Source organism: Roseateles sp. P5_E1 (assembly GCF_054049335.1).
In genome coordinates this window covers 271,809-295,037 of record NZ_JBFUMN010000001.1, presented here as the reverse complement: position 1 = coordinate 295,037, position 23,229 = coordinate 271,809, and the positions used below count along the sequence as shown (strand labels likewise).

25 protein-coding genes are annotated in these 23,229 nt (G+C 66.4%); 13 read left to right on the top strand and 12 right to left on the bottom strand.

What is annotated here, in order from left to right; translation table 11 throughout:
- Nucleotides 1-22: 22 nt before the first annotated feature.
- The 7 genes from ACXJKJ_RS01490 to ACXJKJ_RS01460 all read left to right on the top strand — a co-directional run bounded on the left by ACXJKJ_RS01490 (nt 23) and on the right by ACXJKJ_RS01460 (nt 5,946).
- Nucleotides 23-850 carry a trypsin-like serine protease gene (locus tag ACXJKJ_RS01490; RefSeq protein ID WP_457388731.1) on the top strand — a complete coding sequence of 276 codons (828 nt, stop codon included), beginning with the start codon at nt 23-25 and terminating at the stop codon, nt 848-850.
- 116 nt (nt 851-966) lie between these two features.
- Entirely contained in the window at nt 967-2,238 is a 1,272-nt protein-coding gene (locus ACXJKJ_RS01485; RefSeq protein ID WP_457353454.1) for a Glu/Leu/Phe/Val family dehydrogenase, read from the top strand.
- 143 nt (nt 2,239-2,381) lie between these two features.
- Entirely contained in the window at nt 2,382-3,422 is a 1,041-nt protein-coding gene (locus ACXJKJ_RS01480) for an ABC transporter substrate-binding protein (RefSeq protein ID WP_457353452.1), read from the top strand.
- Nucleotides 3,419-3,991 (top strand): SCO family protein, encoded by a 573-nt coding sequence (locus tag ACXJKJ_RS01475; RefSeq protein WP_457388729.1) that lies wholly within the window; start codon nt 3,419-3,421, stop codon nt 3,989-3,991. Before ACXJKJ_RS01480 ends, ACXJKJ_RS01475 begins: the two co-directional genes overlap by 4 nt.
- Nucleotides 3,988-4,422: a cupredoxin domain-containing protein gene (locus tag ACXJKJ_RS01470; RefSeq protein WP_056191195.1), complete on the top strand. Its 435-nt coding sequence runs from the start codon at nt 3,988-3,990 to the stop codon at nt 4,420-4,422. The genes ACXJKJ_RS01475 and ACXJKJ_RS01470 overlap by 4 nt, the downstream gene beginning before the upstream one ends.
- Nucleotides 4,419-5,180 carry an ABC transporter permease gene (locus ACXJKJ_RS01465; protein ID WP_235531765.1) on the top strand — a complete coding sequence of 254 codons (762 nt, stop codon included), beginning with the start codon at nt 4,419-4,421 and terminating at the stop codon, nt 5,178-5,180. Before ACXJKJ_RS01470 ends, ACXJKJ_RS01465 begins: the two co-directional genes overlap by 4 nt.
- Nucleotides 5,170-5,946, top strand: a complete 777-nt coding sequence (locus ACXJKJ_RS01460) for an ABC transporter ATP-binding protein (RefSeq protein ID WP_057297562.1) — start codon at nt 5,170-5,172, stop codon at nt 5,944-5,946. Before ACXJKJ_RS01465 ends, ACXJKJ_RS01460 begins: the two co-directional genes overlap by 11 nt.
- A gap of 136 nt (nt 5,947-6,082) precedes the next feature.
- On the opposite strand, the gene ACXJKJ_RS01455 is transcribed toward ACXJKJ_RS01460, so the two are convergent.
- On the bottom strand, nt 6,083-6,538 hold the full coding sequence (locus ACXJKJ_RS01455) for an OsmC family protein (protein ID WP_457388728.1): 456 nt from the start codon (nt 6,536-6,538) through the stop codon (nt 6,083-6,085).
- Nucleotides 6,539-6,630: 92 nt separating this feature from the next.
- Nucleotides 6,631-10,680 (bottom strand): P-loop NTPase, encoded by a 4,050-nt coding sequence (locus tag ACXJKJ_RS01450; protein ID WP_457388726.1) that lies wholly within the window; start codon nt 10,678-10,680, stop codon nt 6,631-6,633.
- Nucleotides 10,681-10,798: 118 nt separating this feature from the next.
- Here ACXJKJ_RS01450 and ACXJKJ_RS01445 point away from each other — a divergent pair, with 118 nt between their 5' ends.
- A complete protein-coding gene (locus ACXJKJ_RS01445; protein WP_457388724.1) occupies nt 10,799-11,755 on the top strand; it encodes a toll/interleukin-1 receptor domain-containing protein in 957 nt (318 codons plus the stop codon).
- Nucleotides 11,756-11,859: 104 nt separating this feature from the next.
- On the opposite strand, the gene ACXJKJ_RS01440 is transcribed toward ACXJKJ_RS01445, so the two are convergent.
- A complete protein-coding gene (locus ACXJKJ_RS01440) occupies nt 11,860-12,522 on the bottom strand; it encodes a hypothetical protein (RefSeq protein WP_457388722.1) in 663 nt (220 codons plus the stop codon).
- A gap of 300 nt (nt 12,523-12,822) precedes the next feature.
- On the opposite strand from ACXJKJ_RS01440, the gene ACXJKJ_RS01435 reads away from it, so the two are divergent.
- From ACXJKJ_RS01435 to ACXJKJ_RS01425, 3 genes are all read left to right on the top strand, one after another.
- Nucleotides 12,823-13,383, top strand: coding sequence for a DUF2242 domain-containing protein (locus ACXJKJ_RS01435; protein WP_457322376.1), 561 nt, complete (start codon nt 12,823-12,825; stop codon nt 13,381-13,383).
- 95 nt (nt 13,384-13,478) lie between these two features.
- Nucleotides 13,479-15,992: a putative bifunctional diguanylate cyclase/phosphodiesterase gene (locus ACXJKJ_RS01430; RefSeq protein WP_457388720.1), complete on the top strand. Its 2,514-nt coding sequence runs from the start codon at nt 13,479-13,481 to the stop codon at nt 15,990-15,992.
- Nucleotides 15,993-16,178: 186 nt separating this feature from the next.
- A complete protein-coding gene (locus tag ACXJKJ_RS01425) occupies nt 16,179-16,373 on the top strand; it encodes a PEP-CTERM sorting domain-containing protein (RefSeq protein ID WP_056191178.1) in 195 nt (64 codons plus the stop codon).
- A 36-nt stretch (nt 16,374-16,409) separates the two neighbouring features.
- Here the strand turns inward: ACXJKJ_RS01425 and ACXJKJ_RS01420 are convergent, their stop codons facing one another.
- The 8 genes from ACXJKJ_RS01420 to ACXJKJ_RS01385 all read right to left on the bottom strand — a co-directional run bounded on the left by ACXJKJ_RS01420 (nt 16,410) and on the right by ACXJKJ_RS01385 (nt 21,147).
- Nucleotides 16,410-17,054 carry a glutathione S-transferase family protein gene (locus tag ACXJKJ_RS01420; RefSeq protein ID WP_056191176.1) on the bottom strand — a complete coding sequence of 215 codons (645 nt, stop codon included), beginning with the start codon at nt 17,052-17,054 and terminating at the stop codon, nt 16,410-16,412.
- 18 nt (nt 17,055-17,072) lie between these two features.
- Complete coding sequence (locus tag ACXJKJ_RS01415) at nt 17,073-18,332, bottom strand: RNA polymerase sigma factor (protein WP_457388718.1); 1,260 nt, start codon at nt 18,330-18,332, stop codon at nt 17,073-17,075.
- 4 nt (nt 18,333-18,336) lie between these two features.
- Nucleotides 18,337-18,828 (bottom strand): VOC family protein, encoded by a 492-nt coding sequence (locus tag ACXJKJ_RS01410; RefSeq protein ID WP_457322368.1) that lies wholly within the window; start codon nt 18,826-18,828, stop codon nt 18,337-18,339.
- A 24-nt stretch (nt 18,829-18,852) separates the two neighbouring features.
- Nucleotides 18,853-19,257 (bottom strand): VOC family protein, encoded by a 405-nt coding sequence (locus ACXJKJ_RS01405; protein ID WP_457322366.1) that lies wholly within the window; start codon nt 19,255-19,257, stop codon nt 18,853-18,855.
- A gap of 8 nt (nt 19,258-19,265) precedes the next feature.
- Nucleotides 19,266-19,667, bottom strand: coding sequence for a VOC family protein (locus ACXJKJ_RS01400; protein WP_457353448.1), 402 nt, complete (start codon nt 19,665-19,667; stop codon nt 19,266-19,268).
- 11 nt (nt 19,668-19,678) lie between these two features.
- The gene (locus ACXJKJ_RS01395; protein WP_457388716.1) at nt 19,679-20,119 is read right to left on the bottom strand and encodes an SRPBCC family protein; all 441 of its coding nucleotides are present in this window, start codon (nt 20,117-20,119) and stop codon (nt 19,679-19,681) included.
- A gap of 70 nt (nt 20,120-20,189) precedes the next feature.
- Nucleotides 20,190-20,732, bottom strand: coding sequence for an SRPBCC family protein (locus ACXJKJ_RS01390; RefSeq protein WP_457388714.1), 543 nt, complete (start codon nt 20,730-20,732; stop codon nt 20,190-20,192).
- A 10-nt stretch (nt 20,733-20,742) separates the two neighbouring features.
- Nucleotides 20,743-21,147, bottom strand: coding sequence for a YciI family protein (locus ACXJKJ_RS01385; RefSeq protein WP_457388712.1), 405 nt, complete (start codon nt 21,145-21,147; stop codon nt 20,743-20,745).
- A gap of 174 nt (nt 21,148-21,321) precedes the next feature.
- Between ACXJKJ_RS01385 and ACXJKJ_RS01380 the strand changes: the two genes are divergently transcribed.
- Together ACXJKJ_RS01380 and ACXJKJ_RS01375 are read left to right on the top strand one after the other, a co-directional pair.
- Nucleotides 21,322-22,041 carry a PEP-CTERM sorting domain-containing protein gene (locus ACXJKJ_RS01380; protein ID WP_457388711.1) on the top strand — a complete coding sequence of 240 codons (720 nt, stop codon included), beginning with the start codon at nt 21,322-21,324 and terminating at the stop codon, nt 22,039-22,041.
- A gap of 117 nt (nt 22,042-22,158) precedes the next feature.
- A complete protein-coding gene (locus ACXJKJ_RS01375; RefSeq protein ID WP_457388709.1) occupies nt 22,159-22,812 on the top strand; it encodes a PEP-CTERM sorting domain-containing protein in 654 nt (217 codons plus the stop codon).
- Between the two features lie 9 nt (nt 22,813-22,821).
- On the opposite strand, the gene ACXJKJ_RS01370 is transcribed toward ACXJKJ_RS01375, so the two are convergent.
- On the bottom strand, nt 22,822-23,169 hold the full coding sequence (locus ACXJKJ_RS01370; RefSeq protein WP_457388708.1) for a YciI family protein: 348 nt from the start codon (nt 23,167-23,169) through the stop codon (nt 22,822-22,824).
- Between the last annotated feature and the right edge of the window lie 60 nt (nt 23,170-23,229).

Here is a 23,229-nt window from a genome sequence, read left to right as displayed (position 1 = left end):
CGCTCTGGCTCAGGAGATGCCGATGATTCACATGACCCGATCCGCGGCGGTCAGCCGCCTTGTCGCCGTGGCTGTCGCAGGCGTGACGGCGGCCGCCCCGGCCATGGCCCTTGTCGGCGGCATCGCGACGACCGAGTTCGGCCAGGTGGCCAGCGGCGTGCAGGTGCTGCCCAACTGGGTCATCACGGCCCGGCATCTGGGCTATGAGGTCGGCGACACCTTCAGCAACGGCTTCGGCAGCGCCACCGTCGCGGCGCGCTATGACGCGGCGTCAGGCGGCTTTCCGATGGACGATATCGCATTGCTGCGGCTGGAGACACCGATCGCGGCACCGTCGCTGAGCCTGGTTACCGACACCCTGTCCACCAACGCCAGCTACGCCATCGACGCGACGCTGACGACCGGGCACAACCAGCAGCCACGCGGCTATGGCTTCAGCCAGGTTCGAGAGTATTGGCCGACGGTAGACCCGGACGGCGCCGGGCCGCTCGCAGCGGTGCCGGTCCATTGGCTGATCGCCTACACCGACGGCTACACCCAGCCCTATGTGCAAGGCGGAGACAGTGGCGGCGGGCTTTTCCTGGGCCAGGTCAGCAGCCTGGCGAGCGGTGCCTCGCTGTGGGGTATTGCTTCGGGCTATGTCGCCGACCAGGACGCCAATGGCCACGACATCCACCCTCGTTCGGCCTATGTCCAGCTGTCCAGCTACCGCTCCTGGCTGGATGCGACGCTGGCCGGCGACCCGGCCGACATGCAGATGCTGGGCTGGATGACCACCGCCGTGCCCGAGCCTCCGACCGCCCTGCTTCTGATCTTGGGATTGTGTGGAATGCCACGTCGCCGACGCTAGGTTCGGCCCGGTATGCATTGCGTGCATGGGCGCATACGGACTTGGCTAGACAAGCGCTGCCGAGGGAGCGGACCTTCGCGCTACCGTTCGCCCCACTCAAAGTTACGGAGCGTTTCATGCCCAATTTGTCCTTTGTTTCGCCGACGCGAAACAGCCCGTGGGGAACCTATCTGTCGCAGATTGATGCGGTCGAGCCCTACCTCGGCGGCCTGGCCCGCTGGGTCGAGACGCTGCGCCGCCCCAAGCGCGCGCTGATCGTCGACATCCCCATCGAGATGGACAACGGCAGCATCGCCCACTTCGAGGGCTACCGTGTGCAGCACAGCCTGACGCGCGGCCCGGGCAAGGGCGGCGTGCGCTACCACCCCGACGTCACGCTGGAAGAAGTGATGGCCCTGTCGGCCTGGATGACGATCAAGAACGCCGCGGTGAACCTGCCCTATGGCGGCGCCAAGGGCGGCATCCGCGTCGACCCCAAGCTGCTGAGCCTCAAGGAGCTGGAGAAGATGACGCGCCGCTACACCAGCGAGATCGGCATCATCATCGGCCCGCAGCAGGACATCCCGGCGCCGGACGTCAACACCAACGGCCAGATCATGGCCTGGATGATGGACACCTATTCGATGAACACCGGCGCCACGGCGACCGGCGTCGTCACCGGCAAGCCCATCGAGCTGGGTGGCTCGCTGGGCCGCGTGGCCGCCACCGGCCGCGGCGTCTTCGTCGTCGGCCGCGAAGCGATGCGCCGCCTGGGCCAGCCGCTGGAAGGCGCGCGCATCGCGGTGCAGGGCTTCGGCAACGTCGGCTCCATCGCCGCCAAGCTGTTCGCCGCCAATGGCGCCAAGGTCGTCTGCGTGCAGGACCACACCGGCACCATCCTGAACGAGAACGGCTTTGACATGCAGAGCCTGCTCGACCACGTGGCCGCCTACAAGGGTGTGGCGGGCTTTGCCGGTGCCGACAAGATCAGCGACGAGAACTTCTGGGACGTGGCCAGCGATGTGCTGATCCCGGCCGCTCTGGAAGGCCAGATCACGGCCGAGCGCGCCAAGCGCATCAAGACCCGCCTGGTGCTGGAAGGCGCCAACGGCCCGACCACGCCGGACGGCGAGGCCGTGCTGGCCGACCGCGGCATCGTCGTTGTGCCCGACGTGATTGCCAACGCCGGTGGCGTGACGGTGTCCTATTTCGAGTGGGTGCAGGACTTTTCGTCCTTCTTCTGGACCGAGGACGAGATCAATGTCCGCCTGGACAAGATCATGATCGGTGCCTTCAAGCACATCTGGGAAACCAGTGAGCTGCACAAGATCACGCTGCGCACCGCCGCCTTCACGGTGGCCTGCACGCGGGTGCTGCAGGCGCGCGAGGAGCGCGGCCTGTACCCGTAATCCGCGCTGGGCCCCGCCCATGCACCGCCGCCAGCCGCCGCAAGGCCTGGCGGCGGTGCAGTTTCAAAGTAGGTACGTAGGCACAATTCGGTCAGCCCGCATGGACAGCCCCCTAGAAGTTGGCAAAGTCATGCGCCCTGGTCATGACTCACGAACTGCCTGAATCCCCACCCGCCGGCCTTGATCGCCGGCAATTGCTGCGCGGCGCGCTGGCGTCAGCGCTGCCGACGCTGGGCCTGCCCGCGGCGGCCGCTTCCGGCCCGCTGATCGTCGGCGGCCTGCCGGTCACCTGCAACTTGACGCTGCCGGTGGCCTGCTCGGCACGCCTGGCGTCCAACAAGGCCTCCGGCAGCTCGGCCTTCCAGTTCGAGTACAGCAAGTACAACGGCTGGCCCGAGATCAAGGAGTCGCTGATGACCGGCGGCATCCAGGCCGCCTACATGCTGGCGCCCCTGGTCATGGACCTGGCGGACAAGAAGATCCCGGTCAAGATCGTCTCGCTGGGCCATCGCTCGGGCGCCGTCATCATGGTGCGCACCGACTCGCCCTACAAGAAGTTCAAGGACCTGACGGGCAAGCGCATCGCCATCCCCAGCCGCTTCGCGGTGGACTTTCTGTTCCTGCGCAAGATGCTGGCCCAGGAGGGCATGACGCCCAAGGACATCCAGATCGTCGAGATGCCGCCGCCCGACATGCCGGCCGCCCTCTTTGCCAAGGCCGTGGACGCCTATTGCACCGGCGAGCCCTTCGGCGCCTCGGCCCAGCGCGCCGGCTATGCCAGGCCGCTGCGCATGACGCGCGACGAATGGCGCAACTACATCTGCTGTGTGCTGACGGTGCGCGAGGAGCTCATCAAGGAGAACCGGCCGCTGGTGCAGGACCTGGTGAACCACGTGCAGGGTGCCGGCAACTGGCTGGACCTGCAGGCCGCCAACCGCGAGAAGGCCATCCAGATCGCCGCCGGCCGCAAGTTCTTCAACCAGGACCCCAACATCCTGCGCTTCGTGATGGAGAACCCGACGGACCGCGTCACCTATGGCGACCTGCGCATGATCCGCGCCGAGTTCGACGACCTGATGCAGCTGTCCATCGAGGCCGGCACGCTCAAGGCCCCGGTGGCCTACGAGAAATACGTGGACGACAGCTTCGTCAAGGCGGCCAAGGCCGCGCCCATCCCGATATGAAACGCCGCGCCCTGTTGTGGGCCGCGCTGCCTTTGACGGCGCAGGCTGCGCCGACGCTGAAGGCCGGCGTCTTCGAGCCCGCCCAGGCAGCGCCCGAGTTCGCTCTCCAGGGCAGCGACGGTGCCGCCCTCAATCTCGCCCGCTTCAAGGGCAGGCTGGTGCTGTTGGTGTTCGGCTTCACCCACTGCCCCGAGGTCTGCCCGACGACGCTGGCCACGCTCGCCCAGGCGCGCAAGCAGCTCGGCGCGGACGCGGCGGACGTGCAGGTCGTCTACGTGACGGTGGACCCGGCGCGAGACGACGTCGCGCGCATCCGCCAATACCTCGCCGCCTTCGACCCGACCTTCATCGGCGGCACCGAGGCACCGGACAAGCTGGCCGCGATGCGCAAGCGCTATGGCGTCGTCGCCGAGAAGATCGCGCCCAAGCAAGGCAACGCCTACGGCATGAACCACTCCACGTCGGTCTGGCTGATCGACCGCACCGGCAAGCTGCGGGCCATGATGCCTTATGGCCATGAGGCCAAGGACTTCGTGCACGACCTCAAGCTGCTCTTGGCTTCGAAGTGAGAAAGCGTTGGGTCTGGCTCCTGCCGGTCACGTTGCCGCTGGCCCTGGTGGCCTGGGCGGCGCTGGCGCCCATCGAACTGCCCACGCGCGACGAGCTGTTCGAGATCCCGCAAGGCACCTATGCCCGCCGCATGGCCGGTGACAAGGTCGAGATCCTCCCGGACCGCATCGATCTGACGCTGGGCCTGAACGACGTGCTGCTGCTGCGCAACCGCGACGAGGTGCCGCAGCAGTTCGGCCCCGTGCTCATCATGCCGGGGCAGAGTTTTCGCCTGCCCTTCGAGGTCGCATCGACCTATAGCTTCGCGTGCAGCGCACATGCCAGCGGCCAGATGGCCGTCGTCGTCGCGCCAACGCCAGCGCGCGGCTGGCCAGCATTGCAATGGCGCTGGCAACGCCTCATGAAGAACCACTGGAAGGAGGGGCGGTGAACCTGCGCCTGAATCGAATCCTGCCGCCGCTGGCGGTCATTGCCCTGGTCATCGCGGCCTGGTGGGGCATCGTCGTCTACACCGAGAGCCCCATCTTCCCGACACCCTGGGCCGTCGTCACCGGCACGCTGGAGCTGGCCCAGGACGGCACGCTGTGGGAGCACATCACCGCGTCGCTGATGCGCGTGGGCATCGGCTTCGGCCTGGCCATGCTGATCGGCATCCCGCTGGGCCTGTGGATGGGCTGGGTGGCCGGCGCCTACCGCACCTTCAACCCGATCTTCCAGATGCTGCGGCCGATCTCGCCGATTGCCTGGATCCCGCTGGCCATCCTGTGGTTCGGCGTCGGCGACACCTCGCCCATCTTCCTGATCTTCATCTCCTCCGTGTTCCCGCTGATCGTTCAGACGACCTCGGGCGTGCACACCATCGATCGGCGCTACCTGCGCGCGGCCACCAACTTCGGCGTGTCGCGCGCGGTGATGTTCCGCCGCGTCGTCATCCCGGCCGTGCTGCCGGAAATCATCATCGGCATGCGCATCGGCATCGGCGTGGCGTGGCTGGTCGTCGTGGCGGCCGAGATGATCGCGCTGCGCTCGGGCCTGGGCTATCTCATCATGGATTCGCGCAATGCCGGCAACCGCTATGACCTCGTCATCGCCAGCATGATCCTCATCGGCGTCATCGGCCTGCTGCTGGACGGCGTGACCCGCCTGCTCGAAAAACTCAAGACCGTCCGTTGGCGCTATGTCCGATAACAAGACTCCCAAGATCGCTGTCAATGGTCTGACGAAGAGCTTCAAGTCCGCCAAGGGCGGCCAGCTGCCCGTCATCCAGGGTGTGGATTTCGACGTCGCCGAAGGCGAGTTCGTCGCCATCGTCGGCCCTTCCGGCTGCGGCAAGTCGACGTTGATGAACATCCTCGCGGGCTTCGAAAAGACCGACGGCGGCTCGCTGCTGATCGACGGCCAGCCCCATCCCGGCCCCAGCCCCCAGGGCATCGTCATCTCGCAATACGGCTCGGTCTTCCCCTGGCTGACGGTGCAGCAGAATCTGATGTTCGGCCTGACCGGCCAGGAGCATGGCGTCGATGCCGAGCGCGTCAAGCTGGCCGATCACTACGCCGCCATGGTGGGGCTCAAGGGCTTCGAAGGTGCCTACCCGCACGAGCTGTCGGGCGGCATGCTCAAGCGCGTGGAGCTGGCGCGGGCCTTCATCGTCAAGCCCGAGATCCTGTATCTGGACGAGCCCTTCTCGGCGCTGGACGCGCTGATGAACCTGCGCATGCGCAACGAGCTGCTGCGCATCCTGGCCGAAGAAAAGCACACGGTGCTGCTCATCACCCACGACGTCGACGAGGCCCTCTACATGGCCGACCGCATCCTCGTGCTGTCGCCCCGGCCCACGCGCATCCAGGCCCGCTTCGAGCTGGACATGCCGCACCCGAGGCGGTTGATCAGCCCGGAAATGGATGCGCTGCGCGAGGCGATCCTGAAGGAACTCGGCCTGGAAATGCCCGCTTAGAAAAATGAAGCCCCTCGGCCAAGGAGTACCTTGGCCGGTCCCCCGAGGGGACGGCGATGCTCGCGGTATCGAACCGCAAGCACATCGCCAGCGCGGACCGGCTAGGGAGCGGCCCGGCGCTCGACCCGCAAAGAATTCACACGGCCGCGGCGGGCTTCAGAACCGCACCAGTGCTGTCCAGCACGCGCAGCGTCACGGGAATGGCCGGCGCCACGCTCTGCGTGACGGTGCAGAAGTCCTCGAAGGTGTCCAGCACACGCTGAATGTGGCCGAGCTGGTCGGCTGGCTTGCCCAGGTGCAGGTCCACCGCCAGGCCCTGCACGCGGTTGCGTCCGCGCTCGTTCCTGCCGACGGTCGCCTTGACCCCGGTGCGCAGCGGCGAGGGGTCGTCCTTGTACTTCTGGCAGGCAAACCACAGCGACGCGGAGAGGCAATTGCCGATGGCCGAGGCCAGCAGTTCGACCGGATCGGGCCCCAGCCCGGTGCCGAAGGGCACGGGCTCGTCCGATAGCAGCACCGGCAGCTCCGGCGCGTAATGGTGTTCGAACTGGTAGCCCTGACGCTGGATCAAGGTGACGCTGGGGTTGTCCATGATGGCCTTTCTTAGATGTGTTTGCTGATCACAAGGTTTCAAGTTGGAGGTCATGTCGCCACCAGCGCAAGCAACACAAAACCCTGACCTGCTTAGTCGTCGAACTCCTCATACGCCTCTTTGGTCTGACGTTGTCGAGCCATCTCTCGCCTTGCGTCTGCGAGGAGCTCCTCAAACAAGTCCCGTGTTGGTTCCACCCGGCTGAGCGTCGCCAGCATGTCCAGGCAATGCCGCTCAAGCTTTTCATCCTCTGGAAACGGTTCGCCAGGTGTGCCGCCTCTAATCCCTGAGCGAGCGGATGACGAAATGGCCGAACGGATGTCCCGGACGGCCTCGTCGCCGATCATCTCCGCCGCGTTGAGAACATCTCGCGGGAATGCTGGATGGTCGTAGATGAGGTTGGGCTGTGCCTCCCATAGGATCGCACTCACCACCTGTGCCTGCTGAACAGAGCCCGCGCGCATCCAAGCGAGGAGCGTCCCCAGGAATTCGGCGTTGTAGTCGCCGCAAAGGCCAGCTACGGCTTCGGCAAACCAGCGCCGCGTCCGATGGTCAACCACATAGCCATCCGACCAAGCAAGGAGGTCGCAGAGATGCCGACTACCTTGCTTCGCGTTAAGGAGCTTCAGGTCGTCATTTCCATGGCGCTCCCGTTCAAACGGAGCGTAGGACCAGTCGTCCTTTCCGGGCGCCGTCTTGAGCCTTTCCTTGATGAACTCAAGCACAGCAGATGGATTGGCCTCAAGGGAGGTCTTGATAAACGCTCGAACCCAGTAGTCGTCCAGCGTTGATATCTCTAGAAGCTTGTTGAGCAGCTCCGACCGCCTTGGATTGATGTGCTCTGCAGCAATCAAATTCTTGCCGCTGAGCCACATGAACACATTGTGTGTCGCCCTCGGATGAACGTGCAGATCCATGCTGCAAGCGAGGTCCACGGCAAGCGCCGGGCTCGTCTTCGCGATCGACCGGATCATTTGCGTTGCAATGCCGAGCACGCGCGGAACCTCGGATGCAAAAAGGCGCCGGAATAGGCGCACCTCTACTTCGTTGTAGGGCCTGTCAGGCTCGTAGCTAGCGTAGGCCTGAGCCAACTGGACCAGAGCATCCGGTGAAGTCTCCGACCTCGATATGTACTCGTCGACCAGGTCCGTCTCGCCTGCGGATACGGCCACGCCAAGCGCCACACCGACATACCATGAAAGCTCACCTGCGATCCCATCCCGATCCATTGCCAATAGCGTGCGGGCCAGGCGTGGCACCTTTTCCAGCAAGTAGCTTGTGAGCATGTGCGGCGAACCAAAGTCGCGACCGGCGATGGATGCGATGCCATCCAATGCATCTCGGAGCTCCACAAGAAGCGCTGCCGGGTCGTCGAACCGCTCCATCAACACTTGAGCAAGCGCAACTTGTTCGACCTCGTGCTCCTCTCGCTGAAGGTCCTCGGAGAGTTCCCACGTTTCCGTACCCCAACCGTCCAAAAGGGATCGTGTCAGTCGAGTGCGCAGATCCCTTGCCAATAGCGAGATGATTCCCCTCGCCAGGACCGCGTTCTCTTCAAATCCACGAACGTGCCAAGACACAGACTGGGCCACTCTGTACAAGACAACCGGGTGTATCGCCGCGCCCTCCTCTTCGAGGATCGCGAGCGTCACCTCCAGAACTCTTCGATGCTCGTGTCTCCACCTCTTGGTGGAGTCTCCGTGTCTCGGACTAGTCAGCGCATGAGCCAAGGTCGCCGCGGCCAGGTATGCCTTGTTCGTCGATCCCTCTCGAAGGTACTTCAGCAGCGTATCGACCACCTTGTTCCTGACCGTGCTCACTGCGTCCACCAGGATCGTGCTGCGACCGATGCTGACAGTAAAGCCCGAGTAGGTTCTCAGCTCGACCTCGGGCTCAAGCGGTGCCTCGAGAATTTCAAACGGCGTGTAGGCACCATTGAAAGAGCTCGGCCGATCCAGAAGCTCGATGGCAATGTCTACCACTCGCTCCACGTACTCGATAGGCTTGTTTACGCCGAACTCTGCGAGTTCCTTGAAGAGGCGAACCCCGTGCCTCATCGTTGAGTTCAGTGCGCGATCATCCTTGTGTCCGGCCCTCCAAAGGAGGCGACATGCTTCATCGACGTGGTCGTAGGTGTAGGCAGCGTTCCTGATCATGCTGCACACGGTCCCGTCAGTACCGTGCCCTTCGTCGACGAGTCTTTTTGCGAAGTCGAGCGCGAATCGCGGCTGATAGTAGGCGACCGCCTCGACGGCCTCCACATGCGGGTGGTGGTATTCCTCTCCCCAGCGCAGCCTCGGGAGCAGACTCCGCAACAAAGCACTGTCATCAGTCCTGCCTTCCCGAAGACGCCAATCCAACCTTCCCAGGTTCACGAACAGATGCTTGAGCTGGTCGCCATTTGCTTCGTCGAAGACCTTAAGCACGCGTCCGTTGATGGAGCCTTTGCCATCAAGATAGTTGGTCCGAAGGATCTCGTCTGCGAGCAGATCTGGAGCCAACCTGTACCGAAGACCTCGCTTGAAGAGCACACCCGCATCGTTCAAGAGACGCATGAGTCGTGTGGCGTCAGCTTGCTCAACCTCTTCGACCTTTAGTAGAAGTTCTAGAAGACGAGGGTCGTCTGGAGCGACCGGCTGAAGTAGTGCGACGGTCCGCAGGACCGCTTGGAGTTTGCCAACATCCTGCCCCGTAACGAGAGTCGCCGTTATGACGTCTTGCAGCCTAGCCAACAGATAGGTTCTGAACTGGTCCGCGTTGTTGAGGAGCTCCAGCGAAAACTCGGCTTTCGCCGTGAGCTGAGCAGCAAGAACTGTGACCAGCGGGGTGGTGACTGTTGCTCGAGCTATCTCCTCAGCAGCTTGGGTTGGTCCGCCGCAAGCCTCCAGAACAGAATGTGCCAGCGCTTGAGCATCCTCCCGGGTCTGCTGCGTTAGCTCAACGCACCGAACGTCTTCCCCCAAAAGACCAACCTCGGCCGCTTGCAGTCGAACGTCCTCCTTCGAGTACGGACGCAACGCCATCAATAGCCGTGTTTTGTTTTCCGGGTTGGCTGCATATCTGAGCAGTAGCCCCAGGTCCTCACGCTCGTGCGCATCGTCCACGCACAGGAGTACCTCCGTCTCGTGAACATCACGAAGAAGGTCCAAGTGCTGGACCTTAATCTCTTCTGTCTGGGAGACGAACCGCACTCGGCGCCGCTTGTCCTCAGCAAGTAGCTCTGCGACCTCGCGAAAGACACGCGTCTTGCCGGCCCCAGCCGCGCCAATCATCAGCTCAACCGGCGCCTTCTCTTCTCGAGCCCACTGCACGATCTCGTCCACCTCACGCCTGCGCCCCACCAGCGGCCAGGTGTGATTGAAAAAGCGCTCACGGATGAGGAAGTGCTTAAAGAAATCCTCTACCCGTTGAAAGGGCGTTCGCTCGTCGCTCCCCAGCAGCGCCATTCGCTGACCGCCGAAGTAGAGATCGATCAGGTCACGACGGTCATCTTGTGGGAGCTCATGAAAGCGCCTGGTGATGTCCTCTCGGTCCCACAGCTCCCATCCTGGATGCGTGCGGATGGCATCGCGAGAGTCCGTGCTTGCGACCAGAGACAGGAGCAGAACTTTGAGATCCGCCGCGTAGGTCTGCTTGACAACAGCCGTGTGCACCTTTTGCGGCCCGAAGGACTCGACTCTCTTGCACTGGAACGTGTGGGTACCAAACGACCCCGCCGCGAGGATGTCGATGCCGCGTTGGTCGTGCCCTTGCTTGCCGTAGCGATTGACCGTTCCGCCTCGCGGGCGGTAGTGCCGCGAAAGAAGTGCGGCGCAGAAGCTTTCGAACGAGTCCGGGGAGAGCGCCGACAAAGGAAGCGGCCGCTCAACGGTCTGGGTGATGGTGGTCACGCCCGAAGGCTGGGACGCGTACCCTGCTGCGGCCAGGAGCTCACCAGGCTTCGCATTAAGCAGTTGCTCCAACGCGGGGATCTCCTTGGCTCTTGGGCGACCTGTTCCTTTTTCCCAGCGGCTCACGGATTGTTGAGCAACGCGCAGCGCACTGGCCAGTGCGGCTTGCGAGTCGAAGCCCCCTGCCACCCTAAGCCGGGCCAACAACTCTCCGAACATCCTATAAGGCGGCTTATAATTCAACTCGTTCATGTGAGTGACATTCGTATTACTCTTTTAATAGAGTACCATAATGTCATCCATCGGGGCGCCGGCATGGCTGTCCAGATCCCGCCCGCCAGCGGGCAGGGTTTTTTTGGACTCCGCAGCAATGTCAAAGCTCTTCGTCTCGTACAGCCACAAGGACGAACCACTGAAGAACCAGTTGGTGTCGCACCTTGCACTCCTTGTCCGTCAGGGTCACGTCGAGCCCTGGCATGATCGCTGCCTCAGAGCCGGCGACGATTTCGGTGCTGGCATTGACGCCAACCTGGAGTCAGCGGACATCATCCTGCTGCTCATCAGCGCGGACTTCCTGGCGTCCGACTACTGCTACTCACTCGAGATGACGCGCGCCATGCAGCGGCACGCGACCGGCGAAGCGCGAGTTATTCCGGTGATCCTGCGCCACTGCGACTGGCACGGCGCGCCGTTCGGCAAACTCCTTGCAGCACCGCGCGATGGCCAGCCCGTGACGACATGGATGCACATCGACGAAGCGCTCCTGGACGTGGCGAACCAGATCCGAAAGGCGCTGGGCATCCGGGGCGGCGTTGCGCCCGCGTCCGCAGCGGCGGCGGCCCCGCGCGGCGATGCCTACTCGGCACGAGTGCCCGTTGCGTTGCCTAGATCCAGCAACACGCGCATTCCACGCGTCTTCACGGAGAAGGACGTCGACGACTTCCTTCACAGCACCTTCGCATTCGCCTGTGAGTTCTTTCAGGGGTCGATTAAGGCCGTGGAGGAGCAAAACCCCGGCGTTACCGGAAAAGTGGAGAAGATCGACTCCCGGTGCATGACCGCCATCCTCTATCGCCACGGCAGCAAGGTCGCCGAATGCTCGATCCGGCGGTCGGGCCTGAGTCGCAGCAATGGCATCGCGTTTTCTTATGACTCGTCCATCATGCAGGGCTCTTTCAACGAGCTCCTGACCGTTGAGCCCGGAGCCTATGAACTCGGCTTCAAAGCCATGGGCATGGCGTGGTCCGGCAGGGCGCCAAAACAGCTGAACCAACAGGAAACCGCCGATTTCCTGTGGAGCCTGTTTATCCGGCAGGCCCAAAGCTGACTGTTGCCCACCCTCGCGTTTGAAGGGCTGGGCGCAAAACTCTAGAGAGGCGATGAGGACCGCTAAGTTCGAAACTTTGTTAGCCGCCTTGACGGCCGCCGACCTCAGCGCAGGTCGTCCGTCTCGAAATAGATCTCGGTCAGGCCCTTGGCCTGGAAGGCCCGTTGGACGGCAGCGTTAGGCTTCTTGACGCCTTGCAGCGCGACGTCGGCCTCGCCGCGCTTGACTGGCGCCTTCAGGCACACGATGTGGTCGAAGTCCGGGCGGCGGTCGATGGTCTTGACCGCGAACCACTCGCTGCCTTTGCCGATCAGCCGATAGCGCCCGATCGATGCCTCGCGTTGAGCGGGGCTCAGCCGCCGAAACAGCATCACCTCATCGACGACGACGCGCTGCTCGGCCGACTGTGGCTTGCCGCCGCGCTCGAAATGGCCCTCGAAGAAGCGCGCCTTGAATTCGCGCAGCGGCTTGGCGTGGCCCGGCGTGAAGCGCAGCAGGTCGAAGGTCTCGGGGTCGAAGGTCCACAGCCCCGGCTTGCGGGCCAGCGTCTCGCGCAGTGCCTTGTCGGCGGCCGTATCGGCGAGGTGAAAGCGCAGCAGCACCTGGCTGTCATGCGGCGTGTGGAACATCGGCAGGTGCGAGGCATACAGGCCCTCGCGGCCGCCGAACACGGCCATGCCATGGCCGCCGAACGCGGACTCAGCAGTCTCTTCGGCCCAGGCCAGAGCCGGCAGCAGTGCGGCGAATGCAAAGGTACGGCGCTTCATGCGGCGCATCTTCGCCCTCAATGGCCGCATATGAAGCAAAACCCGATCAACGGTCGATGCCGGTCCGGATGGGCATCGCAGAGTTCAGCGTTGTGAGCCCGCGCTTACATTGCCGCCTGCCTGCACCGTCCGTGGCAGCCTTGCCGCTTCGCGTTCCGTCTGCCCGGCTGATGGGCACGCTGAATGCCGCACCTTCCCCTGAATGTCCCTGTCATCGGATCCCGGCCCGGCGGCGTTGCGCGCGGGCCCCGGCGCCCGCCCGGCAACAAAGCGCCCTTTCGCGGACGGAATAATCGACCCATGCATCGCCTCTGCTCCCTGACCTTGTCCGCCTTCCTGCTCCTCACGCTGCTGGCTGGCTGCGGCGGCCTGCCCTCCAGGTCGACGAAAGCCGAGAAATCGGTCTACCAGGGTGAGAGCTTTGCTGCCGAGGAGACTTTCTCGCGGCTGTTCGACGCCAATGTCGACGACACCTGCGAGGCCGCCCGGCGCGCCCTGCTCAGCCAGGGCTATGTGATCAGCAAGGCGGAAAGCGGTGTCGTGCGCGGTGCCAAGCACTTCCAGCCCGCGGGCGAGGTGCATGTGGAGATCGCATTCAACGTTGTCTGCGTCGGCGATGGCCCCAAGCAGCAGATCGCGACGGCCTATGTCAGCGCCCAGCAGGACCGCTACGCGCTGAAGAAAAGCAACCAGGCCGCCAGCCTCGGCGTCAGCGCGCTGGGCTCGATCTCGGTGCCGCTGTCATCGAGCGATGACTCCCTCGTCAAGGTGGCCTCCGAGACCATTCCCGCGGGCGAGTTCTACGACCGCTTCTTCACGCTGATGCAGCGCATGGTGCGCGAGAACACGGCACAGCGCTGACCCTGGGCCCGTGAAGCTTGCGCCGCGCTGATTGCGGACGAATCGGCATTGCGTCACACCCACGCCGGCCATGGCCCGCCTAGGATGGGCTCGCCATGGCCGAGCCACTGCCCCCTTTTGCACTGCCTGCCCGGTGGCCGCTGGCGGGGTTCAAGCGGCTGATCCACGCCGCCTGGGAGGTGCCGGGCGATCCGGCAGAGGCGGCCAAGCTGCGGGACGACCAGTGGCGCGCCGTCGTCGGCCAGTTGCCTGCCTCGGTCGTGGCCACGGCCATCGCCATCGCGCTGCTGCTGGGGGTGCTGAAAGGGCGCATCGACCTGCTACCCGTCGCGCCCACGCTGATGGCACTGGTGGCGCTCAACGGCTTCAACTTCGCGCTGTGGCGGCATGAACGCCACGGCCGCCCGCCCGACGCACCGCCGCGCGGCATCCGCGCCGGCCTGCTGCTGGCGCTGGACCTTTTTGCCGGCGGCGTGCTGGACGCGGTGCTGCTGCTGCAGGTTGCCCAGCAGGCCGAGCCCGGCCTGCACGCGCCGCTGGTGGCCACCGCGGCCGGCGCCATTGCCGCCGCAGCCTGGATGTTCGCGCTGCTGCCCGCCGTGGCCATCGGCTGGGTGCTGGGCGCCTGCGGCACGCTGGCCGTGGGCATCGCGCTGCTGCCCCTGCCCTGGATGGACGGGCTGCTGCCGTTGCTGCCGCTGTACGCCATCGCGCTGTGCATGGCGGCACTGCTGAATGCCCGCCTCTTCCTGCTGGGCCGCCACGCCCAGCACGAGGCCGCACGGGACCGGCTCACGGTGTCGCTGCTGCTGCGCGACTTCGAACATCACGCCAGCGACTGGCTGTGGGAATTGGGCCGCGACGGCCGGCTGCGCCATGTCTCGCAGCGCATGGCCGAAAGCCTGGGCCAGCGGGCGCAGGACCTGATCGGCGAGCCGCTACTGGCCGTACTGGCCCACCAGCTGCCCGCCAACAACGCCGACGCCCAGCAGCGCCTGGACCGACTGGGCGACGCGCTGCTGGCGACCGAACCGCTGAGCGATCACGCCCTGCATCTGCGGGTTGGCGGCGAGGATGTCTGGTGGACGCTCAGCGGGCGGCGCCTGGAAGGCGACGGCGGCTGGCGCGGCGTGGGCAGCGATATCAGCGAGGTGCGCGAGCGCGAACGCGAGCTGCTGCGCCTGACCGACCAGGACACCGTCACCGGCCTGGCCAACCGCCACCAGTTCCACCGCCGCCTGGCCCTTTATCTCGGCGGCGGCGGGCCCATCTCGCCGTGCACCGTGCTGCTGCTGGACCTGGACTGCTTCAAGCAGGTCAACGACAGCCTGGGCCATGCCGCCGGCGACCACCTGCTGGCCGCCGTGGGCGAGCGGCTGCACGACAGCCTGGCAGCGCGGCGCGGCAACGGCGACCTGGTCGCGCGGCTGGGCGCCGACGAATTCGCCGTGCTGCTGCGCGGCGAGCTCAGCCCCGAAGCCATGCAACGCCTGGGCAAGCAATTGCGCTCGGCCCTGCGCGTGCCGGTTTCCATCGACGGCAACGAGATCGACGTGCGCGTCAGCATCGGCGCGGCCTGCGCGCCACGCCATGCCCAGGCAGCCGACCCGCTGCTGCGCGCTGCCGACCTGGCCCTGTTCGCCGCCAAGGCCGCCGGGCGCGACCGCCTCGTGCTCTACGAGCCGGCCCTGCAGCAGGCCGCCCAGGACCGCCTCGCCCTGCTGGCCGACCTGCGGCTGGCGCTGGACGCGGATCAACTGGAGATGCACTACCAGCCACAGATCGAGCTGGCCACGGGCAAGCTGCGGGGCTTCGAGGCGCTGATGCGCTGGCGCCATCCCGTGCGCGGCCTGGTGCCACCGGCCGTCTTTATCCCGTTGGCCGAAGACAGCGGCCTCATCATCACCATCGGCGCCTGGGCCCTGCTCATCGCCTGCCGCGACGCAGCGCGCTGGCCGGGCGAGCTGCGCGTCGCCGTCAACGTGTCGGCCCTGCAGTTCGAGCGCAGCCCCATCGAGCTGCATGTGCTGGAGGCGCTGGAGCGCACCGGCCTGCCTGCCGACCGCCTGGAGATCGAACTGACCGAATCGGCCCTGCTGAAGGACAGCCAACACGCCATCGACCTGCTGACGCGGCTGCGCGCCCTGGGTGTGCGCACTGCGCTGGACGACTTCGGCACCGGCTTCTCGTCGCTGGCCTATCTGCGCCGCCTGCCGCTGGACCAGCTCAAGATCGACCGCGCCTTCATCGCCGATCTCGACCACCCGCAGGCCGGCGCGACGGCACGCGCCATCGTCGCGGCCATCCATGACCTCGCCCAGGCCCTGGGCCTGCACACGGTGGCCGAGGGCATCGAGACTGCCGAGCAGCACCAGGTGCTGACCGAGCTGGGCTGCAGCCTGGGCCAGGGCTTTCTGTTCGCCCAGGCCCTGCCGCGCGATGCCACCCAGGCCTTCGTCGAGCTGGCCCACCGCCAGGGCCTGGGCGCCGCGCGCGAGGCCCACCTCGACTCCGTCAATCCCCCGCTGACGGTCTGGCCGTCGACACGGCTGCAGCTGCGCAGCCTGCTGCAGCTGCCTGACACGCGCTTCAGCGGCGGCGAATTCTGAGCGGCCAAGTCGGCGGCCTGACGGCTTTCAGGGGTCCGTACAGTCGCGCGGCCGTCCTCAGGCGAAGGCGAACCTCCCCCGGATCTGCGGGGTCTGCCACTCGTTTGCAGGACAAGCCCGGTTGAAAGCGGGTGAAGCGCCGCCCAAGCTCTTCACACCGGAGGGATTCCGGGCAAGGAGACAAGCATGAGAACCCTGTCCACCCTGATGAGCCGCGCGGCCGTGGCCGGCATGGCTTTGCTGCCCGCCCTGGCTCAGGCCCAGGCCAATTGCGGCCAACCAGGCACGCCGCCGTGCCCGACGCCGGAGCCCGGCAGCTGGCCCCTGGTGGCGCTGGCTCTGGGCGTACTGGTCGCCGTCAAGTTCATTCGGCGCAAGTAACCCCGCCCGCCGGGCTCGCCAGAGACCGGCCCATGCCTAGGCTGCGCGCGTGTTGACGGCCAGCTGGGCGGCAAAGGCCCGCTGGTAGGCAGGGCGGGCTTCGCCGCGGGCGACGTAGGCAGCCAGGCTGGGGAACTCGTTCAGCAGGCCGGACGGCCTGACGCGCAACAGCACCGACACCATCAGCAGGTCACCCGCGCTGAAATCGCCGTCCAGCCATTGGGCATCACCCAGGCGGGCGGCCAGTTGGGTCAGCCGCGCCCGCACCCGGTTCTCGACCAGAGGCTGGCGCTCGTCCTTCCAGGGTTTGTCGCCTTCCGCGAACTTGACGATGACGAGTTCGAGGATGGGCGGCTCGACCGAGTTGAGCGCGGCGAACATCCACGTGATGGCCCGTGCCCTGGCGTTGGCATCGGCGGGGAACAGGCCCGGCCGGCGCTCGGCGATGTGCAGCACGATGGACCCGGTCTCGAACAGCGTGAGGTCGCCTTCCTCGTAGGTGGGGATCTGGCCGAAGGGATGCAGCGCCAGGTGAGCGGCCTCCTTCATCGCCGGCATGGGCACCAGGCGAACCTCGTAGGGCAGGCCGGTTTCCTCGAGGGCCCAGCGCACGCGCGTGTCGCGCGCCAGCCCCTTGCCGCCGTCGGGCGAACGGTCAAAGGCGGTGATGGTGATGGTCATGGTGGCAATCCTTCCGGTTCAGTTGGCCAGTCGCCTGGCCCGTTCCGTCAGCAGCTCGCGCTGCACCTCGTTGTCCGTCAGCTCCGCGGCCCGCAGATAGGCCTCGCGCGCCTCGCCGACGCGGCCCAGGCGTTCGAGCACGTCGGCCTGGGCGCCGGCGAGGAAGGGGTAGCGCTTGAGCTGCGGCTCGGCGGCCAGTTGCTCGAGCAGCGGCCAGGCGGCGGCCGGCCCGTCGGCGAAGCTGACGGCCACGGCGCGATTCAGCGCGATCACGGGCGAGGGGTTGAGCGCGAGCAGGCGGTCGTAGCCGCCGACGATGGCGTGCCAGTCGGTGTCCTCGGCACGCGCCGCGCGCGCATGGCAAGCCGCAATTGCTGCCTGCAAGGTGTAAGGCCCTGGCTCGCCCAGGCTCAGCGCGCGCTCCAGCGCCGCCAGCCCACGGCGGATCAGCAGCGGGTCCCAGCGGCGGCGGTCCTGGTCGGGCAGCAGCACGGGGCGGCCCTGGGCGTCCAGCCGCGCGGGCAGGCGCGAGGCCTGGATCTCCAGCAGGGCGGCCAGGCCATGCACTTCGGCGTCTTGAGGCAGCAGGTGCTGCAGCTGGCGCACCAGGCGCAGGGCTTCGTCGCACAGGGCCGGCCGCAGCAGGCTGGCGCCGCTGCCGGCGCTGTGGCCCTCGTTGAAGATCAGGTAGACGACCGCCAGCACGGCGCCCAGGCGCTGCTCGCGTTCGTCGGCGCTCGGCAGCTCGTAGGCCTGGCCATTGAGCGCCTTCTTGGCGCGCACGATGCGCTGGGCCACGGTGGCCTCGGGCTGCAGGAAGGCGCGTGCGATCTCGGGCGTCTCCAGGCCGCCGAGCAGGCGCAACGTCAGCGCGACCTGGGCCTCGCGCGGCAACACCGGGTGGCAGGCGATGAAGATCAGGCGCAGCTGCTCGTCGCCGATCGCGGCCTGGTCACGGGCGGCGTCGAGGTGGTCGACGAAGTCGGGCACGACGTGGGTGCCGGCGGCCTCATCGTCGGCCGCGAGGTGCTCATGCTCGCGCTCCAGCATCGCGCGGCGGCGCAGCCGGTCCAGGGCCTTGTTGCGAGTGGCGGTCATCAGCCAGGCGGCAGGGTTGTTGGGCTGGCCGTCGCGCGGCCAGTTCTCCATGGCAGCGATGAGGGCGTCCTGGGCACAGTCCTCGGCCTCGTCGAGGTCGCGCAGCATCTTGGCCGCCGCGCCCACGAGGCGGCTGCGCTCGATGCGCCAGACGCCGGCGGCAAGTTCAGCATGGCTCACGGCTTCAGGTGCCGTCGTAGGCGCGCTTGAGGGCCGCGAGATCGATCTTCTGCATGCGCCAGATGGCCTGGAAGACGCGCTGCACGCGGGCCGGGTCGGGGTCCCTGATCATGTCGAACCAGGCTGCGGGCAGGATCTGCCAGGACAGGCCCCAGGCATCCTTCAGCCAGCTGCATTCCGACGTCTTGCCACCGCCCGCGGGCAACTGCTCCCAGAGCTTGTCGATCTCGGCCTGGTCTTCGCAAGCGACGGTCAACGAGAAAGCCTCGTCGAGCTTGAAGTGGGTACCGCCATTGAAGGCCGTCATGTGCACGCCGAACAGCTCGAAGTTGAGCAGCATGACGCTGCCGGCCTCGCCGGGCGAGTCCTGGCCCCAGCGCTGGGTGTGGATGATGCGGCCCTTGTCGGCGCCGAACACCTTCAGGTAGTGCGCCACCGCGTCTTCGGCACCGCGCTGGTACCAGATGAAGGGTGCGAGTTTTTGCTGGATCTGCATGGTCGTCTCCTTGACGTTGCGGGGTCAGGCTTGCGGCGGCATGCCGCTCATGTGGACGAGTTCCCAGTGGTGCCCGTCCAGGTCCTCGAAGCCATGGCCGTACATGAAGCCATGGTCCTGCGGCTCGCTCGGGATGTTGCCGCCGGCAGCCTTCGCCTTCGCGACCAAGGCGTCGACCTCCTCGCGGCTTTCGCAGCTCAGGCACACCCAGCCCGTGGTTGCGGTCTTGGCGTCCGGAAACGCCTTGGGGGTGAAGGTCCGCGCGAAGTCCTCGGCCAGCAGCATGGCGTAGAGGTTCTCGCCCAGCTCCATGCCGGCACCCTTGTCGTTGGTGAATTGCGGATTGAACTTGTAGCCCACAGCCTCGAAGAAGGCCTTGCTCTTGGCCAGGTCCTTGACAGGCATGTTGACGTAGATCTGCTTGTGCATGGTGATGCTCACTCGGGTTTGACGAGGGGTTGGACGAGGTGGATGAGGTTGCCGCAGCCATCCTCGAACATGACGGCCTTGATCGGCCCCATGTTCTCGGGCTCGCCGCGCACGACGACGCCGCGCTCGCGCAGCTTGCGGGCTTCGGCCTCGACGTCCTCGGTGACAAAGGCGGTGGCCGGGATGTTGGCCTCGAACAAGGCCTTCTGGTAGACCTTGGCCGGCGCAAAGCCCATGGGCTCCAGCGCCAGCTCGACGCCGGCAATGCCGTCGGGCGACACGACGGTCAGCCAGCGGTAGGTCGGCCCCATCGGGATGTCGGCCATCTTCTTGAAGCCGAGCTTGCCCGTATAGAAGGCCAGGGCCTTGTCCTGGTCATCGACCATGACGCTCGCAATCTTGATCTGCATGGTGATTCCTTTCAGTGCGTGGATTCGGACAGGTCCTTGAGGCGCACCAGCGCCTTGGGCCAGGTGTCGTTCAGGAAATCGGTGAAGCCGTCGTCCCAGCTTTGCAGGTGCACGGTCAACCGTGTGCCTTCGGGCGTGGCGCTGAAGACATAGCGCTCGTGGGCCGGTTCGGCATGCAGGCGGCTGTCGGCCACGGGCCGGCCGTCCTTGATCTCACCCACCAGCCGCAGTGACAGTCGTTCGTACGGCAAGTTCTCGTCGACGACAGCCTCCATGCCAAAGCCGCGCGGGTCCAGGAAGCGCAGCCGGCGGCCGGCCGCCCAACTGCCTTCGAAATAGGAGCCCTCGGCGAAGGCGCGGGTCCAGTCGCGGTAGGCGGTGGGATCGAACATGCAGTCCCAGACCCGCGCGACCGGGGCGGCAATGTCGATGCTGAAGTCGAGGTCGGTCATTGGGCACCCTTCGCGCTGCGCGCTGTCCCGCCAAGCGGGAGTTGAGCGCCTTCGGACGGCCGGGCGGCGCTCATGACGTCTGGGCCTCCGAGAGCTGGCGCAGGTTCTGCAGGCCGGCCTCGAAGTCGCGGCCCACCATCTTGTCCACGTCGATGAAGACGCCCATCAGTTTGCTGATGAAGTTGGCGGGGCCGTGCATGGCCCAGCGCACCTCGGTGGCGCCGTCGGGCGTGGGCTGCAGCACGAACTCGGCCTGGTTGTGGGCCTCGAAGGGCTTCACGAAATCCAGCTTCATCTGCACGGCGCGGCCGGGCTGTTGGCTGACGATCTCCAGGCTGCCGCTGCCAACTTCCTTGCTGTCCCAGTCGTAGCGGGAGCCGATGCCGCTCGAGGCGCCGCTGTAGGCGCTCTTGATCAGCGGGTCCTTGCGTTCATAGGGGTTCCAGCGGTTGAAGGCACGCAGCTCGCTGACCAGGGGCCAGACCTTGTCGGCCGGAGCGGCGATGCGCACATGGCGCTCGACACGGAACTCGTCGGGCCGGGTGGCGGCATAGGCCAGCAGCAGCACGAGGGCGACACCCAGGCAGATGAAGATGATGGTGAGGTTGCTCATGGTGCGCTCCTCATTCGGCACGGATGGCCATGTCGCCGCCGGGGGCGAAATCGGCGTCTTCATAGAGCCGCCGCACCTCGATCTCGCAGTCCTCGCTCAGGAAGGGCTGCGGGAAGCGGCTGGCCCAGGCACGGGCCTCCTCGATGGAGCGCACCTGGATCAGCGTGTAGCCGGCGATCAGCTCCTTGGTCTCGGCGAAGGGGCCGTCGATGATGGTGCGGCTGCCGTCCTTGCCGTAGCGCTGGCGCCAGCCGTCGCGGCTGGGCCGCAGGCCGGCACCGTCGAGCAGCACGCCGGCGCGCGCCATCTCCTCGTGAAAGGCGCCCATCTCCTCGAACAGCTTGGCGTATTCGGGGCCGGGCGGGTCGCCGCGCTCGCTGGTGGCTCGGGCGCGGACTTGGATCATGAATCGCATGGCGGGTCTCCTGGTGACGAGGCGGCGGCTTTCGCGGCCTTCACTTGCACGACGATGCAGATGGGCCCGAATCGACACGCCTAGGGAAATTACCTAGTCCGCCAGGACCTTGGAGACGGAGCGGAGACGGTGACCCGGCACATTGATGGCATCTCCACGATCCAAGCCCCTGCGATGAACCCCTTCTCCCTGCGCTGCACCCGTCTTCCTCGCGCCGTGGCCCTCGCCACACTGGCAGTGGCGCCGCTGCTGGCCTCGGCCCAGATGTTCGATGCCGCGGCCGACTTCTCCAGCGCGGCCAACCCCACAGGGCCGTGGGCCTATGGCTCGACGGCGACGTTGGGCGGCAGTTTCGAGGCCTATGGCACGCCCGGCACGGTGTTCTACGGCGCCAGCAGCTGGAATGCCGGCGGGCTCACCTTTCCCGGCATGTACCCGCTGGTGTTCCACAACGGCACCGCCGCCGCCATCGACTATGGCAGCGGCGCCGTCCTGCCCGGCGAGCTGGGCTTGCACCCGGGCAATGACGGCCGGCTCAGCATCGTGCGATGGACGGCACCGCAGGCGGGCAGCTTCCGCGTCGAGGCCACCTTCACGCGCGACGACGTCGGCGTGACCGACGTCCACGTGTTGAGGAACCAGCTGGCGCTGCACGCCGTCGCGCTCGACGCGTCCCACCCCGGGTCGTCGTTCTCGCAGACCATCGTGCTCGCGGCCGGCGACCACCTGGACTTCGCCGTCGGTTTCGGCGCCGACGGGGCCTTCAACGGCGACACGGTGGACTTGAGCCTGCGCATCGCCGCCGTGCCCGAGCCGGCGGCCTGGGCGGCCATGCTCGGCGGGCTCGGCATGCTGCTCGCCTTGCACCGGCGCCGCGCAACCGCCCGGGCGTAACAGGGGCCGATGCCGCGGCATCTCCACCGTCGCCCGCTCGGCGGCGCGCTGCCACCGAGACGGTGCCCAGACGGTGGCTGACGACACTGAATTTGTCTTTTCCGATCGGAGCATCCCATGAGCCAATATCTTCCTCATCGCAGACTGCGCAGCCTCGCCTGGGGCACGTTGGTCGCCAGCCTGCTCGCCGCGGGCCTGACGCAGGCCGCGCAAGCGGAGTCCTCCACCGACGCCTGGGACGTCAGCCAGGGCAGCACGGTCACGCAGTTCATCGCCAACCCGGGGCTGCCGGGCAACGGGCCGGGCATGTTCGGTGACGACGCGGGCGAGAACAGCCCGTTTTCGGGCGAGCGTTTCAACACCATCTTTCCCGACCTCCTGCCCGCCGGCACCGTGCACGTCATCGAATGGACGACGCCTGCATCCATCACGCTGCTCGGCTGGCAGCTGCAGGCCGCGGCCGACGAGGGCAACGGCGCGCGGTCCTTCGCGCATTTCACGTTGTCGGTCGAGATCGGCGGCGCCTGGGTGGCCGTGTCCAGCGTCGACACGCTCGCGCTGTACGTGGACCAGCACCTGCTGCTCGGCGACAGCTTTGCGCCGGTCACGGCCAGCCACTTCCGCGCTGAGTTCACGCAGGCCACCAGCTTCTTCGGCGCTTCCGGGCCACGCGTGGTGGAGCTCGATGCCATCACCGCGGCCGTGCCCGAGCCCACAACCTGGGCGCTGATGGTCGGTGGCCTGGCGGCACTGGCGCGGCGGCGGCGCTGAACGGGAGGCCTACATATAGCAAGGCCCGACGCCGCGGATCTCCACGGTGGCCCATTCCGCTGCCGGGCACCGCTCGGCCCAGGCCATGGCGACGGCGGGGTCTTCGGTGTCGAGGAGGAAATAGCCGCCCACCATCTCCTTGGCCTCGGCAAACGGGCCATCCCATATCTGGGCGTCGCTGCCGCGCTTGGCATAGCGCTTGGCCGCCGTGCCCAGGGAGTTGGTGCCCAGCAGCAGGCCGGTCTCCTTGAGTTCGGCGGTGAAGTCCAGCATGCGCTGGTAGACAGCCTCGCCGGCAACGCGGCCGCGTTCGGCGCGCTGGCCCGTGGGTTCGACGATGAGCAGCATCTGGGGCATGGTCGGGTTCCGCAGTCCGTGGCAACAGGCCGGCATTCTGGCGCCTGTCGGATCTCATTC